The organism is Arthrobacter sp. P1_B4 (genome assembly GCF_056406555.1).
This window is the reverse complement of record NZ_JBFTZW010000031.1, coordinates 17801-34424: the sequence shown is the minus strand read 5'-3', so window position 1 is coordinate 34424 and position 16624 is coordinate 17801. Positions and strand designations below refer to the sequence as shown.

Sequence of the window (16624 nt, the reverse complement as noted above, 5' to 3'; positions counted from 1 at the left end):
GCCTAAACGCATCCTGGAAAAGGCAGTAGGTGTTTGGGGAAAATAGAGTACAAGAAACCTCAAAACCAAGTAGTCGACCGATCTTTCAGTCGAATGTGGGTCGGCCCGGGCCGGGTTGAGTCCCCCGAATGTTGGCAGAGGAATGGGGTATCTTCGCCGAAGAGCAGTTGCACCGCGTGAACGAGGGGGATCGTATGCCGGAGCCCGGCGTCGAGGTTGTGTGGGGCGCGTTATCGAGGACCTGGCGGAAGGCCCAGTACGAGGAGTTGTGGCTTCAGTTTCGGCCCAGCGGTTCCAAGGACGTCTTTGATGCCGTCGACGTCGCGGTTCAGGTCGCGAACCAGGAAGTCGAGGACGCCGGGTGGGGCGACGCTGTCTTCACCGAGGGCGTCTCGGACTCGGACGCCGGACCGGTGGCGCTTATGAGCAGGACCGGACCGGAGGAGGGCGTGCGCGCCTGGCTGGATGCCTTCGCCCGGCATTTGCCGGCACTCGGGATGTCCGGGCGGGTCACGGTCGCGCCGGAGGCGTTTTTCCCGGACTGGTTGAGCGGCGAAGTCGAGCTGCCGCGGCAGCTGACGGCGTCCGTGTCTTACCAGACCATTGACCTGGCCCTGCCGGAGACAGACGAACAGCAGCGTGGCTGGCATGTCCCGGCCGCCGTGACGGCGAAGGTGGCAGATGCCGCTACGGCGTGGGGCCGGTTCAGCGGTGCGGACGTGTACCTGCTGCGCAACATTCACCAGACCCTACGCAGAACCCCGACGTGGGTCCGGCGATGGCGGCCGCTGCCGCGAAATTCGGACAGGCTGGTGTGACGTATCTGCGGTCGGAGCCGCGCCGGTTGGCCTGGGCGTCGCTTGGCACCCTGGGCCGGGCATGCTATGGGTCATGGATGACACGGCCTCCTGGAAGAACCGGCTTGCGCAAGTCACCCGGGCGACGGTCGCGTTCCCCGGGGACACCGGTCTGGCGTTTGCGCAGTACACCAATCCCCTCACCAGCACCTGGAGCGAGCTTGCCGTCGTCAGACCGCCACTGCCGTACGTGAACGAATACCAGATCCGCTACAACAGGCACCTGGATGCGCAGTACATCGCCGACGCGCACGGACTCCAGCTCCTCACCGACGCCCATCTGGCGCAAGCGAACGACCTGTCCGACTGGATCATCGAACCTCTCGGCGGGGGAAAGCACTCGTGCGGGCCAAAGACCTGGAGCCCTGCTACGCCAACATCGACCCCGACCCGGCAACACTCGCGAAGGCGCGCGCCGACTTCGGAGGCATGCTCCTCACCCCGGAGATCATCGCGGACAACCCGCCACCCTGGCGCTGACCAAACGATGGCGTGTGGCCGGGACGATCGCGGAGAAAAATGATCGCCACGGGCGCCCCACCGCGTACGGCCAGCCATCGACTAAACTTGGTCCGATGTCTAGATTATTTGGAACCGATGGAGTCCGGGGCCTGGCGAACGGGTTGCTGACCGCCGAGCTCGCCTTGCAGCTGGCCCAGGCCGCCGCCGTCGTACTTGGCCATGACCGCAACACGACCGGGAAGCGGCCGATTGCCGTGGTGGCACGGGACCCGCGGGCCAGCGGTGAGTTCCTCGCGGCTGCCGTGGAAGCGGGGCTCTCCAGCTCGGGAATCGACGTCTACGACGCCGGCGTGCTGCCCACCCCGGCCGCCGCCTACCTCGTGGCGGACCTCAACGCCGACTTCGGCGTGATGATCTCCGCCTCGCACAACCCCGCGCCGGACAACGGCATCAAGTTCTTCGCCCGCGGCGGCCAGAAGCTGCCCGACGACGTCGAGGATGCCATCGAAGTGCAGCTCGGCAAGGAGCCCTTCCGGCCCGTCGGCGGTGAGGTGGGACGGATCCAGCGCTTCTCCGACGCCGAGGACCGCTACATCGTGCACCTGCTCGGCACGCTTCCGCACCGCCTGGACGGCTTGAAGGTCGTCCTCGACTGCGCCCACGGCGCGGCCAGCGGCTGCTCCCCGCAGGTGTTCAAGGACGCCGGCGCCAACGTGATCGTCATTGGCGCCGAGCCGGACGGGCTCAACATCAACGAAGGGGTCGGCTCCACGCACCTCGGCCCGCTCAAGCGGGCCGTCCTGGACCACGGGGCGGACCTCGGCATCGCGCACGACGGCGACGCCGACCGCTGCCTCGCCGTGGACCACGAAGGCAACGAGGTGGACGGCGACCAGATCATGGCCATCCTGGCCGTGGCCCTCAAGGGCGCCGGAAAGCTTAGGAACGATGTCCTCGTGGCCACCGTCATGAGCAACCTCGGCCTGAAGATCGCCCTGCGCGACGCCGGGATCAGCCTGCGCGAAACCGGTGTGGGGGACCGCTACGTCCTCGAGGAAATGCGCAACGGCGGCTACAGCCTTGGCGGCGAGCAGTCCGGGCACGTAATTTTTGCCGAACACGCCACCACCGGCGACGGCGTACTGACCGGACTGCAGATTGCCGCCCAGGTGGCACTCACCGGCCGCCCGCTCAAGGAGCTGTCAACGGTGATGACCAAGCTGCCCCAGGTCCTCATCAACGTCAAGGGCGTGGACCGTACCCGGGTCAAGGGCGATGCGGTGGTGGCGCAGGCGGTATCCGCCGCCGAAACCGAACTCGGCGACACCGGACGCGTCCTGCTGCGCCCCTCGGGCACCGAGCCGGTGGTGCGCGTGATGGTGGAGGCCGCAGACCACAAAACCGCCCAGGGTGTCGCGGAGCGACTGGCCCAGGTGGTCCGGACCGAACTGGCTTTGGAGCTCGTCCCCGAATAGTCGGCCAAGCCGGTTCCGTCCGCGAATCGCTGTGTCCGGCGAAGCTGGGTTTCCCCACCTATGTCCGCGTCCGACGGCGTGTGGGCCGGTTGCGCCGGCGTGTACCGGCGTCGTGGTGGCAAAGATGGGAAAATCCGCGCGGACCGACGCCGCCCCACGGGTAGCCCGGCGCCGCCTACAAGTACGCCGGGGCGGCTTCCACGCCGAAGTATTCCTCGAGCGTGCCGATGCCGCGGGCGCGCATGTCCGCGGCCGCCTCCTTGCCGATGAAGCGCAGATGCCATGGCTCATAGAAATACCCGGTGATTTCGTGCAGCATCCACGGGTAGCGGACCACGAAGCCGAAGCGGTGGGCATTCGCCTTGGCCCAGATCGCCGCCGGGCGGTCCTTGAACTGGGGCGTGAAAGAGTCCGCCCCGCTGCCGTCGCCGATGTCGAACGCCCAGCCCGTCTGGTGCTCTGAGTAGCCGGGCCGGGCCGATGCGGTGTCAGCCTCCGCCTGACCGCGGGAATTCACGTAGCTGCCGTAGGTTGCCCGCTGCGTCGCGAACGAACGGTACCCGCTGGCCAGGGTGATGATGACGCCGTCGGCAGCCGCTGCCGCGAACATCCTCTCAGCCGCTGCCGCCGTCGTGCCGTTCACCAGCGCCGCCTCGCCCGACGTCGCCAAACGGACGGCCGGGCGGGCCAGATCGGGCGGCACAAAGGTGGCGGGGGAGAGCGGGCGGTGCTTGTTGACGATCACCCACGGGCTGGTGGGGTCCGAGAGGGAATGTTGCGGCCCCGGCGCCGCRGCCGATGGAGGGCGAGCAGCGGCCGACGGCGGGACAGGCGACGCCGCCGACGGCGCCTGCGCCGCCGCAGTGGTGCTTTCCGGAACGGGCGCCGACGATGAGCTTGGCGGCGGGGTCGACGCCGCGGCGGCGGCGGTCGGCGTCGAACTGCCAGTGCCTGTGCCCGGCGTCGGCCCCGGCGTGCCGGAAGGCGTGAAGGACTGGGCCGGGGTGCAGGCGGACAGCGCCGCGAGGCCCGTGCCCGCCAGCAGGAGGCGGCTGAAGGCCCGGCGGCTCGGCGATTCCGGGCCGGCCTCCCGCCGTCCCGCCGTCCCGTCAGCGTCGTCGTAGCACATCTGTGCTAGACCTTCCTCAGCAGCATCCGGCGGATGGAGTGGTCGGCGTCCTTGGTCAGGACCAGTTGCGCGCGGCCCCGGGTGGGGAGGACGTTTTCCTCGAGGTTGGGCTCGTTGATGCGCTTCCAGATCTCACGGGCGGTCTCTTCGGCCTCGGCATCGGAGAGGGTTGCGTAACGGTGGAAGTACGATTCCGGCTGGGCGAACGCCGTGCTCCGCAGTTTGCGGAACCGGTCCACGTACCACTCCTCGATATACGAGGTCTTCGCGTCGACGTAGATGGAGAAATCGAAGAAGTCGCTCAGGGCCAGGCCCTGCCTGCCGTCCTGCCGCGCCCGGGCCGGAGCCAGGACATTCAGCCCCTCGACTATCAGCACGTCCGGGCGGCGCACCACCACTTCCTTGCCGGGGACGATGTCATAGGTGACGTGGGAATACCAGGGGGCCCGGACCTCCTCGGCGCCGCCCTTGATCTCGCTCACGAAGCGCAGCAGGGCACGGCGGTCGTAGGACTCCGGAAAACCCTTGCGCTCTAGTAATTGCCGGCGCTTGAGCTCGGCGAGCGGGTAGAGGAATCCGTCCGTGGTGATGAGCTCCACATTGGGGGTGCCGGGCCAGCGCCGGAGCATTTCGCGCAGGACGCGGGCAATGGTGGACTTGCCCACGGCCACCGAACCGGCCACGCCGATCACGAACGGCGTGCGCTGGGTGCTTTCGCCGAGGAAGGTGGTGGTGGCAGAGTGAAGCTGGCCCGCGGCTTCCACATAAAGGTGCAGGAGCCGGGACAGCGGCAGGTAGACCTCGCGCACTTCCTTGATGTCAAGGGGGTCCCCGAGGCCGCGAAGGCGGAACACATCCTCTTCATTAAGGGGCTGCTCCATCTGGGCAGCGAGCCGGGACCAGGTCTGCCGGTCCAGCTCCACGAACGGGGAGACACCTTCCCCGTTCGCTTCATTGCGTTGCAAAGTCACCCTAGAGATTCTGCCCTTCACAACGCCGAGAGCGAAATGGACTGGCCGGTGGAAGCCGGGGCCGGCCGTCCTGAGCCCCGCGCAGGGGCCGTCACGCCCCGCCGTCCCACGTCCTCCCTCCCGGAAACCCGCTAGGCTTATGACCATGTGTGGAATCGTTGGATATGTGGGCCACTCAGATGGCCGGGTAAATGCGGGACACGATGCCTTGGACGTTGTCCTTGAAGGATTGCGGCGCCTGGAGTACCGCGGCTACGACTCCGCGGGTATCGCTGTAGTGGCCGACGGCACGATTTCTTCCAGGAAGAAGTCCGGCAAACTGAGCAACCTCATTGCGGAGCTGGACGCCCGCCCGCTGCCGGAATCCCTCACGGGAATTGGCCACACGCGCTGGGCGACGCACGGCGGCCCGACGGACCAGAACGCGCACCCGCACCTGGCCGACGGCGGCAAGCTGGCCCTGATCCACAACGGCATCATCGAGAACTTCGCCGAGCTCAAGCTCGAGCTCCAGCGCAAGGGCGTCACCTTCGAATCCGAGACCGACACGGAAGTGGCGGCCGCCCTGCTCGGGGATGTGTACCGGAACCAGCTCGGCGGCGACGCCAGCAACGGCGGCCTGACCCTGGCCATGCAGCTTGCCTGCCAGCGGCTCGAAGGCGCTTTCACGCTCCTCGCCGTCCACGCCGACCAGCCCGACGTTGTGGTCGCCGCCCGCCGGAACTCCCCGCTCGTCGTCGGCCTCGGCGAAGGCGAGAACTTCCTCGGCTCCGACGTCTCCGGCTTCATCGACTACACCCGGCGCGCCGTGGAACTCGGCCAGGACCAGATCGTCACGATCACCGCCGACTCCGTGGAAATCACGGACTTCTACGGAGCCCCCGCCGAGGGCAAGGAATACCAGGTCGACTGGGACCCGGCCTCGGCGGAAAAGGGCGGCTTCCCGTCCTTCATGGAAAAGGAAATCCACGACCAGCCGGATGCCGTGCTCCAGACGCTGCTGGGCCGCTCGGACATCCACGGCAAGCTGACGCTTGACGAGCTCCGCGTGGACCCGCAGCTGCTCAAGAACGTCAACAAGATCATCGTCCTCGCGTGTGGCACCTCCGCCTACGCCGGGCAGGTGGCGAAATACGCCATTGAGCACTGGTGCCGGATTCCCACCGAGGTCGAGCTCTCGCACGAATTCCGCTACCGGGATCCGATCGTGGACGAGAACACGCTGATTGTCTCCATCTCCCAGTCCGGCGAGACCATGGACACCCTCATGGCGGTCCGCTACGCCAAGGAACAGGGCGCCAAGACCGTCTCCATCTGCAACACCAACGGCTCCACCATCCCGCGCGAATCGGACGCCGTGCTCTACACGCACGCCGGACCCGAAATCGCCGTGGCCTCGACCAAGGCGTTCCTGGCCCAGATCACGGCCGCCTACCTGCTGGGCCTTTATTTGGCACAGCTGCGCGGCAACAAGTTCCAGGGCGAGATCAAGGACATCCTGGCCGACCTGGGCAAGATCCCGGCCAAGATCCAGCGCATCCTCGACAACGAGGCCCAGATCAAGGAACTCGGCCAGTCCATGGCTGACGCCAAGTCCGTGCTGTTCCTGGGCCGCCACGTCGGTTTCCCGGTGGCGATGGAGGGCGCGCTCAAGCTCAAGGAGCTCGCGTACATCCACGCCGAGGGCTTCGCCGCCGGAGAACTCAAGCACGGCCCGATCGCGCTGATCGAGGAAGGCCAGCCCGTCTTCGTGGTGGTCCCGTCCCCGCGCGGCCGCGACTCGCTGCACTCCAAGGTGGTCTCCAACATCCAGGAAGTCCGTGCCCGCGGCGCCAAGACGATCGTGATCGCCGAAGAAGGCGACGAGGCCGTCAAGGCGTACGCCGAACACGTCTTCTACATCCCGGAGACCCCGACGCTCCTGGCGCCGCTGCTCGCAACGGTGCCGCTGCAGATCTTCGCCCTCGCACTCGCCTCGGCCAAGGGTTACGACGTGGACCAGCCACGCAACCTGGCCAAGAGCGTGACCGTAGAATAACGCCATGATTGTTGGCATAGGCGTAGACGTCGTAGACATTGAGCGGTTCGGGCGCCAGCTCGAACGCACCCCCGGGCTGCGCGACAGGCTGTTCGTCCCCGCCGAGCGGGAACTGAACACGCGGTCCCTCGCCGCGCGGTTTGCCGCGAAGGAGGCCGTGGCCAAAGTGCTGGGGGCGCCGGCCGGCATGAACTGGCAGGACTGCTGGATTGGGCTGGACCAGAACGGCCCCACCGTCCAGGTCAAAGGCACCGTACTGGCCGTGGCGGAGTCCAAGGGCGTCAAGCGCTGGCACTTGTCCATGAGCCACGACGGCGGGATCGCCACCGCGACGGTTGTCGCCGAAGGCTGAGACGGCCGTCCAGGCAGAACCGGCCCCAGCGCCGAGCATTCCCCAGCGACCGCGAATGGACTGAAACCATGATCAGCGCCTACACCGGAACCCAAGTGCGTGAGGCCGAAAAGCCATTTCTCGACGACACCCTGGGCTCCGGTGCGGGCGCTGTTCTTATGCAGCGGGCCGCGTACGGCCTCGCCAACGCCGTGATCCGCGAACTGCGGAGCCGCGGGCAGCGGCTGTACGGCTCCAGCGTGGCCGTGCTGGCGGGCAAGGGCAACAACGGCGGAGACGGGCTCTTCGCCGCCGCGCTGCTCGCCCGCCGCGGCATGCGCACGACGGCGGTGCTCACCGCGGGTGCGGCCCACGACGCCGGGCTGGCGGCGTTCCGGAAGGCCGGCGGGCAGGCCGTGGCCCTCACCGGGGACAACGCGGCCGAACTCGCCGCGCTGGCCGGCGGCACCGACGTCGTGATCGACGCAGTCCTCGGGACCGGAGCCCAGGGCGGGCYGCGCGGACCGGCCGCCGAACTGGTCGCGGCCCTGGAACGTTCCCGGCCTGGCTCCCGTTCCCCCTTGGTGGTGGCCTGCGATATCCCCAGCGGGGTAGACGCGGACACGGGGGAGGCGCACGCGACGGTGCTGGCGGCCGACATGACGGTGACTTTTGGGGCCGCCAAGGCCGGCCTGCTGGCGGACCCGGGCGCGGACTTCGCGGGCGCCATCCGGGTGGTCCCGATCGGAATCGAGCAGGCGCTGCCATGGCCGTCCCTGCGACGGCTTGAGGCCGCAGACCTGTCCGCCCTCCTGCCACGCCCGCAGCGGCGGGCGCACAAGTACTCCCGGGGGGTGCTGGGGGTGGTCGCGGGCTCCGGCGCTTATCCCGGCGCCGCGGTGCTGGCCTGCCAGGGCGCCCTGGCAGCCGGCGTCGGAATGGTGCGTTACCTGGGGCCGCCGGACGTCGCCGACCTGATCCGCCGTTCCTGCCCCGAGGTGGTGTGCAGCGCCGGCGCCGTGGCCGACACGCACGTTCAGGCCTGGCTCGTCGGCTCCGGACTGGATGACTCCGATGAGGAGCAGCTGCAGCGCGCCCGCGACGCCGCAGACTCGGGCCTGCCGACGATCGCCGACGCCGGCGCGCTGCCGGCCCTGCCTGATGTGCTGGCCCCGCAAGTGATCCTGACACCCCACGCGGGCGAACTGTCGGCATTGCTTCAGCGCCTCGGGGTTGTGTTGGACCGCTCCGCCGTCGAAGCATCCACCCTCAGCGCAGTGCGGCGGGCTGCGGGCCTGACCGAAGCCACCGTGCTGCTCAAGGGCGCCACGACCCTTGTGGCCTCCCCCTTCCAGGACTTCTACAGCCAGTCCGAAGGCACGCCCTGGCTCGCCACGGCAGGCAGCGGCGACGTCCTGGCCGGAGTCATCGGCGCACTGCTGGCCCAGTTGGGCGCCGACGTCGGGCGCTTCGGTGCATATGACATCGACCCCGATGCCAGATGGGCGGCGATCGCGGCGATGGCAGCCAGCATCCACGGTCTTGCCGGAGTCCGGGCTTCCCGCGGGGGGCCGGTGACAGCAACGGCCATCGCGCGTGCCGTCCCGGAGGTGATGCGGGAGCTGTAACAAAACGGGGGCGCCCCGGGCGCCCGGGCAAATACTAACCCTACTTACAAGTAGTCTGTCTAGAGAATATTCGTTCCGCACGAGGAGTACACATGGAAGTCTGGCCCGGATCGGCTTACCCGCTGGGAGCCACTTTTGACGGCACTGGCACCAATTTTGCCCTGTTCAGCGAGCGCGCCGAGCGGGTGGAACTGTGCCTCCTCGCCGACGACCTCACCGAGACCCGGATCGAACTGACCGAAGTGGACGGCTACGTGTGGCACTGCTACCTGCCGCAGGTCCAGCCCGGACAGAAGTACGGCTACCGGGTCCACGGCCCGTACGAACCCGAACACGGCAACCGCTTCAACCCGAACAAGCTGCTGATGGACCCCTACGCCAAGGCCGTCCAGGGCCAGATCGACTGGGACCCGGCGCTCTTCACCTACGAATTCGGCGACCCCGACTCGCGCAATGACAGCGACTCGGCCCCGCACACCATGCACGGCGTCGTCATCAACCCGTTCTTCGAGTGGGACGGCGACCGCCAGCTGCGGATCCCCTACCACCAGTCGGTCATCTACGAGGCGCACGTCAAGGGCCTGACCGAGCTCCACCCGGAAATTCCCGAAGAGCAGCGCGGCACCTACGCCGGCGTGTCGCACCCGGCCGTGATTGAGCACCTGAAGAAGCTCGGCGTCACCGCGATCGAGCTCATGCCCGTCCACCAGTTCGTCAACGACGGCACGCTCGAGGAGAAGGGCCTCAACAACTACTGGGGCTACAACACGATCGGCTTCTTCGCGCCGCAAAACACCTACAGTTCCTCCGGCGACGTCGGGCACCAGGTGCAGGAATTCAAGGCCATGGTCCGCGAGCTGCACAAGGCCGGCATCGAGGTGATCCTGGACGTGGTGTACAACCACACCGCTGAAGGCAACCACCTCGGCCCCACGCTGTCCTTCAAGGGCATCGACAACCAGGCCTACTACCGGCTGGTGGACGGCGACCTGAAGCACTACATGGACTACACCGGCACCGGTAACTCCCTCAATGTCCGGCACCCGCACTCCCTTCAGCTACTGATGGACTCCCTGCGCTACTGGGTGACGGAAATGCACGTCGACGGCTTCCGCTTCGACCTCGCCTCCACCCTGGCCCGCGAGTTCTACGACGTGGACAAGCTGTCCACCTTCTTCGAACTCATCCAGCAGGACCCGATCGTCTCCCAGGTCAAGCTGATCGSCGAGCCGTGGGACATCGGCCCSGGCGGCTAYCAGGTGGGCAACTTCCCGCCCCAGTGGACCGAGTGGAACGGCAAATACCGCGACACGGTCCGCGACTTCTGGCGCGGCGAGCCCTCGACCCTGGGCGAATTCGCCTCCCGCCTGACCGGTTCCGCGGACCTCTACGAAAGCTCCGCCCGGCGCCCGGTGGCCTCGATCAACTTCGTCACGGCGCACGACGGCTTTACCATGCGCGACCTCGTGTCCTACAACGAGAAGCACAACGACGCCAACGGCGAAGGCAACAACGACGGCGAATCCCACAACCGCTCCTGGAACTGCGGCGAGGAAGGGGACACGGACAACGACCACGTCCTGACCCTTCGGGCCCGCCAGCAGCGCAACTTCATCGCCACCCTGCTGCTCTCGCAGGGCGTCCCGATGCTCCTGCACGGCGACGAGCTCGGCCGCACCCAGCAGGGCAACAACAACACCTACTGCCAGGACTCCGAGCTGAGCTGGATCCACTGGGACGCGATGGACCAGCCGCTGGTGGAGTTCACCGCCGTCGTCAACAAGATCCGGCACGACCACCCGACGTTCCGGCGCAGCCGCTTCTTCGACGGCCGCCCGGTGGTCCGCGGTGAGGGCGAGAAACTGCCGGACATCGTCTGGCTGAAGACCGACGGCACCGGAATGCTCCCGGAGGACTGGGGCAGCGGCTTCGGCCGGACCATCGGTGTGTTCTACAACGGCCACGGCATCCAGGAACAGGACTCCCGCGGACGCCGGATCACCGACGACAGTTTCCTGCTCGGCTTCAACGCCCACGACGACGACGTGGACTTCGCCCTGCCGGCCGAGGAGTACTCACGGTTCTGGGACGTGCTGGTGGACACCGCGGACCAGGCGGACACTGAGGCGCCGCTGAAAGCCGGGTCCGTGCTGAAGCTGGCGGCAAAGTCGATGGTGGTGCTCCGGGCCCACTCCGGCCCCGAGGTGGAAGTGGACTACTCCGCGGCAGCCTCCCTCGCCGCGATGGCCGAGCACGAGGACTCTACGGGTGCCGGTTCTGCGGCCCCGGCACCGGAAGCTCCGGCGGCCCCGGCACCGGAAGCTCCGGCGGCCGCGGCCGAGCCGGCTCCGGCTCCGGAGGCCCCGGCAACCGGGGCCTCCAAGGGCTCCGCGAAAGCCTCCGGCTCGAAAAAGGCGGGGGCCGACAAGCCGAAGACGCCGAAGGGCCGGGCTAAATGAGAACCCCCGTCTCGACGTACCGGCTGCAGATCCGGCCCGGGTTTACGCTGCAGGACGCCGCGCAGACCGTGCCGTACCTGAAGTCGCTGGGCGTGGACTGGATCTACCTCTCGCCGATCCTCACGGCAGAGCGTGGCTCGGACCACGGCTACGACGTCACCGATCCCTCCGCCATTGATCCGGACCGGGGCGGCGCGGACGGCCTGCTGGCGGCGTCGGCCGCCGCGCGGGAGGCCGGCATGGGCGTGCTGGTCGACATCGTGCCCAACCACGTCGGCGTCGCGACCCCGGCCCAGAACCCGTGGTGGTGGTCGCTCCTGAAGGAGGGACAGCAGTCCCGCTACGCGCAGGCATTCGACGTCGACTGGGACTTCGGCGGCGGCCGGGTGCGGATCCCGGTGCTGGGGGACGACTCCGACCTCGACGCGCTGGAAATCAAGGACGGGGAACTGCACTACTACGACCACCGCTTTCCGCTCGCAGAGGGCACGTATACCGCAGGTGACTCCACTGCCGACGATCCCCGCGAGGTCCACGACCGTCAGCACTACGAACTGATCGGCTGGCGCCGGGCCGACACGGACCTGAACTACCGCCGGTTCTTTGCCGTCAACAGCCTGGCCGGGATCCGGGTGGAGATCCCCGAGGTCTTCGATGAAGCCCACGCGGAAGTTGTGCGCTGGTTCCGGGAAGGGCTCGTCGACGGGCTGCGGATCGACCACCCGGACGGCCTCGCCGATCCGGAGGGATACCTGCACCGGCTGCGGGAGGCCGCCGGCGGCAGCTACCTGCTGATCGAGAAGATCCTGGAACCGGGCGAGGCCCTGCCCGCCGGCTTCGAGTGCGAGGGCACCACCGGCTACGACGCCCTCGCGGACGTGGACCGGGTGTTCGTCGACGCCGCGGGCCAGGGCCCGCTTGACGCGCTCGACGCCGAACTGCGCGGCGGCGCTGCCGACTACGAGGACATGATCCGCGGCACCAAACGCCGGATCACAGACGGAATCCTGCACTCGGAAATGCTCCGGCTGGCACGGCTGGTACCTGCCGCGGCAGGACTGGGCCAGGAAGCCGCGGCGGACGCACTGTCCGAGATCATCGCCGCATTCCCGGTCTACCGCAGCTATCTTCCGGAGGGTGCGGACGTCCTTAAAGAGGCATGCGAACTCGCGGTCCGCCGCCGCCCCGAACTGGAAGGCGCCGTCGGCGTGCTGCTGCCGCTGCTGCTCGACGCGCAGGCAGAACTCGGCATGCGCTTCCAGCAGACCTCCGGGATGGTCATGGCCAAGGGCGTGGAAGACACCGCGTTCTTCCGCTACACCCGGCTGGGCACCCTGACCGAAGTCGGCGCCGACCCCACCGAGTTCGCCGTGGCACCGGAGGAATTCCACACCCGGATGGCCCGGCGCCAGGCCGAGCTGCCGTTGTCCATGACCACCCTCAGCACCCACGACACCAAGCGCAGCGAGGACACCCGGGCCCGGATCTCGGTCCTGGCCGAACTCGCACCGGAATGGCAGGCATCCCTGCAGCGGCTGCAGACACTGTCGCCGCTGCCGGACGGCCCGCTGGCCAACTTGCTGTGGCAGGCCGTCGCAGGCGTCTGGCCCGCAGACCGCGACCGGCTGCAGTCCTACGCGCAAAAAGCCGCCCGGGAGGCCGGGAACTCGACCAACTGGATCGATCCGGACGAGGCCTTCGAGACGAAACTTGCAGCCGCCGTCGACGCCGCCTTCGACACCCCGGAGGTGACCGCCGAGCTGGAATCCCTCGTGGCCCTGCTGGAGCCCTACGGGGCCGCCAATGCCCTGGGCGCCAAGCTCGTGCAGCTCACCATGCCCGGGGTGCCGGACGTCTACCAGGGCACCGAATTCTGGGACCGCTCGCTGACCGATCCGGACAACCGGCGGCCGTTCGACTTCGGTGCCCGCCGGCGCGCCCTCGCCGCGCTCGACGCCGGTGAGCATCCGGCGTCGTTCCTGGACGAGGCAGCGAAACTCCTCGTCACCTCGCGGGCCCTGCGGCTGCGCCGGGACAGGCCGGAACTTTTCACCGGGTACACCCCGGTCACCGCCACGGGCACCGCCGCAGCGCACCTGCTCGCCTTTGACCGCGGGACTCCCGCAGCCCCGGGCGCGCTGACGCTCGCCACCCGGCTGCCCCGCGGCCTGGAGCAGCGCGGCGGCTGGCAGGACACGACCGTCGAGCTCGCCGCGGCCATGGCCGATGAACTGACCGGTGCCACACACGGTCCGGGCACCGTGGCCGTGGGGGAGATCCTGCGGGACTACCCCGTGGCCCTCCTGGTGCCCACCGCCTAAGCAGTCCTTCGATATGGGGAATAGTACCGACATGGGGAACGGAAGAATGCCATGACCTTGCCTGCACACGGAAGCGACCGCTTCGATCTCTGGGCACCGGAAGCGCAGGCCGTCACGCTCCTCGCCGACGGCCGGAAGTACGACATGACCCGCCGCGGCGCGGAGGCGCCCGGCTGGTGGACCGCCGCCGGGGCGCCCGCCGACGGGGACGTGGACTACGGCTACCTGGTGGACGGGGATCCCACCCCGCTGCCGGACCCGCGGTCCCGCCGCCAGCCCGCGGGCGTGCACGCGCTCTCCCGCACGTTCGACGCCGGACGCCACCAGTGGGCTGACGGCCAGTGGGCGGGGCGGGAGCTCAAGGGCGCCGTCATCTACGAACTCCACGTGGGCACCTTCACGCCGGAGGGAACACTGGACGCCGCGGCAGGGAAGCTGGCGTACCTGGCGGAGCTGGGCATCGACTTCGTCGAGCTGCTGCCGGTCAACGGGTTCAACGGCACCCACAACTGGGGCTACGACGGTGTCCTCTGGTACGCCGTGCACGAAGGCTACGGCGGACCCGCCGCGTACCAGCGCTTCGTGGACGCCGCCCACGCCGCCGGCCTGGGCGTCATCCAGGACGTTGTCTACAACCACCTCGGCCCCAGCGGGAACTATCTTCCCCGCTTCGGGCCCTACCTGAAATCGGGGGAGGGCAACACCTGGGGCGACTCGGTTAACCTCGACGGCCCGGAATCGGACGAGGTGCGCCGCTACATCCTGGACAACGCCGCGATGTGGCTGCGGGACTACCACGTGGACGGTCTGCGGCTGGACGCCGTGCACGCCTTCAAGGACGAGCGCGCCGTGCACCTGCTGGAGGACTTCGGCGCCCTCGCCGACGAAATAGCCGCCGAGACCGGACGTCCGGCCACGATGATCGCGGAATCGGACCTGAACAACCCGCGCCTGCTCTACCCGCGGGACACCAACGGGTACGGGCTGGCCGGGCAGTGGAGCGATGACTTCCACCACGCCGTCCACGTCAACGTCAGCGGCGAAACCACCGGCTACTACGCCGACTTCGACTCGCTCGGGGCGCTGGCCAAGGTCCTGGAGTGCGGGTTCTTCCACGACGGCAGCTACTCCAGCTTCCGCGCCCGCCACCACGGCCGGCCCATCGACCCGGCTCAGGTCCACCCGGCCGCGCTGGTGGTGTGCAGCCAGAACCACGACCAGATCGGCAACCGGGCCACCGGAGACAGGCTGTCCCAGACCCTGGGCTACGGGCCGCTCGCCCTCGCCGCCGTCGCCACCCTGACCTCGCCGTTCACGCCCATGCTGTTCATGGGCGAGGAATACGGGGCCACCACCCCGTGGCAGTTCTTCACCTCCCACCCGGAACCGGAGCTGGGCAAGGCGACGGCCGAGGGCCGGATCAGGGAGTTCGAGCGCATGGGCTGGGACCCCGCCGTCGTCCCTGACCCGCAGGATCCGGAGACCTTCACCCGGTCCAAGCTGGACTGGGCCGAGGCCTCGGGAGGGGACCACGCCCGCCTCCTGGAGCTGTACCGGGCACTCATCGCGCTGCGCCGCACCACGCCGGACCTGACTGAACCCGGCTTCGAGGACACCGCCGTCGACGTCAGCGAGGACGAGGGCTGGCTGCTGCTGCGCCGCGGCCGCACCGAGGTGGCGATGAACTTTTCCGCCGAGGCGCGGCGGGTCCCGGTCCGCGGGGCGGCCCTGGCCCTGGCAACCGACGACGGCGTCCGGCTGGACCCGGCTTCCGGCGCGGAATCCGCTGCTGGCGGCGCGGCGCCGGCCACACCACTGCATCTACCCGGCCACAGCGCCGCGGTACTCACCCACTAAGGCAGGATATGACGTATGACATATTTGGCAGCTGATACCCGCTACGACTCCATGCCCTACCGCCGCGTGGGGCGCAGCGGCCTGAAACTCCCGGCCATCTCACTGGGCCTGTGGCACAACTTCGGCGACGACAAGCCGTTCGAAATCCAGCGCGCCATCCTGCGCCGCGCCTTCGACCTGGGCGTCACCCATTTCGACCTCGCCAACAACTACGGCCCGCCCTATGGCAGCGCCGAGACCAACTTCGGCCGCCACTTCAAGGACGACTTCAAGCCGTACCGCGACGAGCTGATCATCTCCAGCAAGGCCGGCTACGACATGTGGCCGGGCCCCTACGGCAACTTTGGCTCCCGCAAGTACCTGCTGGCCAGCCTGGACCAGTCGCTGGGCCGGATGGGCCTGGACTATGTGGACATCTTCTACAGCCACCGCCCGGACCCCGAAACGCCGATGGAAGAAACCATGGGTGCCCTGGACCAGGCCGTGCGCTCCGGCAAGGCGCTCTACGCCGGGATCTCGTCCTACACCCCGGAACAGACCATTGAGGCCGCGGGGATCCTCAAGGAACTCGGCACCCCGCTGCTGATCCACCAGCCCAGCTACTCCATGCTCAACCGCTGGACCGAGAACGGCAGCCCCAACCTCTTCGAGGCGCTGGAGCAGGTGGGCGCCGGGTGCATAGCGTTCTCGCCGCTGGCCCAGGGTATGCTCACCGACCGCTACCTGAAGGGCATTCCGGCCGACTCCCGGGCCGCCCAGCACAAGTCCCTGGGCAAATCCATGATCACCGAGGAGAAGCTGGACCGGGTGCGCGGGCTCAACCGGATCGCCGAGGGCCGCGGGCAGACGCTCGCGCAGCTGGCCATCGCCTGGATCCTGCGCGATCAGGGCAAGGGCTCGTCGGTCACGTCCGCACTCGTGGGCGCGTCCAGCGTCCGGCAGCTTGAGGACACCTTGTCTGCGATCAACAACCTGGATTTCACGGCCGATGAGATCGACGCGATCGATGAGTTCGCCGTCGAATCAGACATCAACCTGTGGGCCCAGAAGTCGTAGGCATCCGCAGTTAACACAAGCGCCGGGGCCGCCGGGGAAC

At 68.3% G+C, this 16624-nt stretch carries 12 protein-coding genes; 10 read left to right on the top strand and 2 right to left on the bottom strand.

Going from position 1 to position 16624, the window contains the following annotated elements; genetic code table 11:
- Positions 1-128: 128 nt before the first annotated feature.
- The 3 genes from AC1D1W_RS11915 to glmM all read left to right on the top strand — a co-directional run bounded on the left by AC1D1W_RS11915 (position 129) and on the right by glmM (position 2794).
- Entirely contained in the window at positions 129-818 is a 690-nt protein-coding gene (locus AC1D1W_RS11915) for a hypothetical protein (protein WP_476943781.1), read from the top strand.
- A gap of 381 nt (positions 819-1199) precedes the next feature.
- On the top strand, positions 1200-1337 hold the full coding sequence (locus AC1D1W_RS11910) for a hypothetical protein (RefSeq protein WP_243181062.1): 138 nt from the start codon (positions 1200-1202) through the stop codon (positions 1335-1337).
- A gap of 95 nt (positions 1338-1432) precedes the next feature.
- The gene (gene glmM / locus AC1D1W_RS11905) at positions 1433-2794 is read left to right on the top strand and encodes a phosphoglucosamine mutase (RefSeq protein WP_243181061.1); all 1362 of its coding nucleotides are present in this window, start codon (positions 1433-1435) and stop codon (positions 2792-2794) included.
- 175 nt (positions 2795-2969) lie between these two features.
- Here glmM and AC1D1W_RS11900 read toward each other — a convergent pair whose 3' ends face one another.
- Positions 2970-3923, bottom strand: a complete 954-nt coding sequence (locus AC1D1W_RS11900; protein WP_243181060.1) for a M15 family metallopeptidase — start codon at positions 3921-3923, stop codon at positions 2970-2972.
- A gap of 5 nt (positions 3924-3928) precedes the next feature.
- Entirely contained in the window at positions 3929-4894 is a 966-nt protein-coding gene (gene coaA / locus AC1D1W_RS11895) for a type I pantothenate kinase (protein ID WP_243181059.1), read from the bottom strand.
- Positions 4895-5039: 145 nt separating this feature from the next.
- On the opposite strand from coaA, the gene glmS reads away from it, so the two are divergent.
- The 7 genes from glmS to mgrA all read left to right on the top strand — a co-directional run bounded on the left by glmS (position 5040) and on the right by mgrA (position 16584).
- Entirely contained in the window at positions 5040-6932 is a 1893-nt protein-coding gene (gene glmS / locus AC1D1W_RS11890) for a glutamine--fructose-6-phosphate transaminase (isomerizing) (RefSeq protein ID WP_243181058.1), read from the top strand.
- Positions 6933-6936: 4 nt separating this feature from the next.
- Positions 6937-7284: a holo-ACP synthase gene (locus tag AC1D1W_RS11885; RefSeq protein ID WP_018773713.1), complete on the top strand. Its 348-nt coding sequence runs from the start codon at positions 6937-6939 to the stop codon at positions 7282-7284.
- Between the two features lie 68 nt (positions 7285-7352).
- Positions 7353-8891 (top strand): NAD(P)H-hydrate epimerase, encoded by a 1539-nt coding sequence (locus tag AC1D1W_RS11880; RefSeq protein ID WP_476943780.1) that lies wholly within the window; start codon positions 7353-7355, stop codon positions 8889-8891.
- A gap of 92 nt (positions 8892-8983) precedes the next feature.
- Entirely contained in the window at positions 8984-11350 is a 2367-nt protein-coding gene (glgX, locus tag AC1D1W_RS11875; protein WP_476943779.1) for a glycogen debranching protein GlgX, read from the top strand.
- Entirely contained in the window at positions 11347-13671 is a 2325-nt protein-coding gene (treY, locus tag AC1D1W_RS11870) for a malto-oligosyltrehalose synthase (RefSeq protein ID WP_476943778.1), read from the top strand. Before glgX ends, treY begins: the two co-directional genes overlap by 4 nt.
- 51 nt (positions 13672-13722) lie before the next feature.
- Positions 13723-15528, top strand: a complete 1806-nt coding sequence (gene treZ / locus AC1D1W_RS11865) for a malto-oligosyltrehalose trehalohydrolase (protein ID WP_243181052.1) — start codon at positions 13723-13725, stop codon at positions 15526-15528.
- Between the two features lie 15 nt (positions 15529-15543).
- Complete coding sequence (gene mgrA, locus AC1D1W_RS11860) at positions 15544-16584, top strand: L-glyceraldehyde 3-phosphate reductase (protein ID WP_476943777.1); 1041 nt, start codon at positions 15544-15546, stop codon at positions 16582-16584.
- Positions 16585-16624 lie beyond the last annotated feature (40 nt).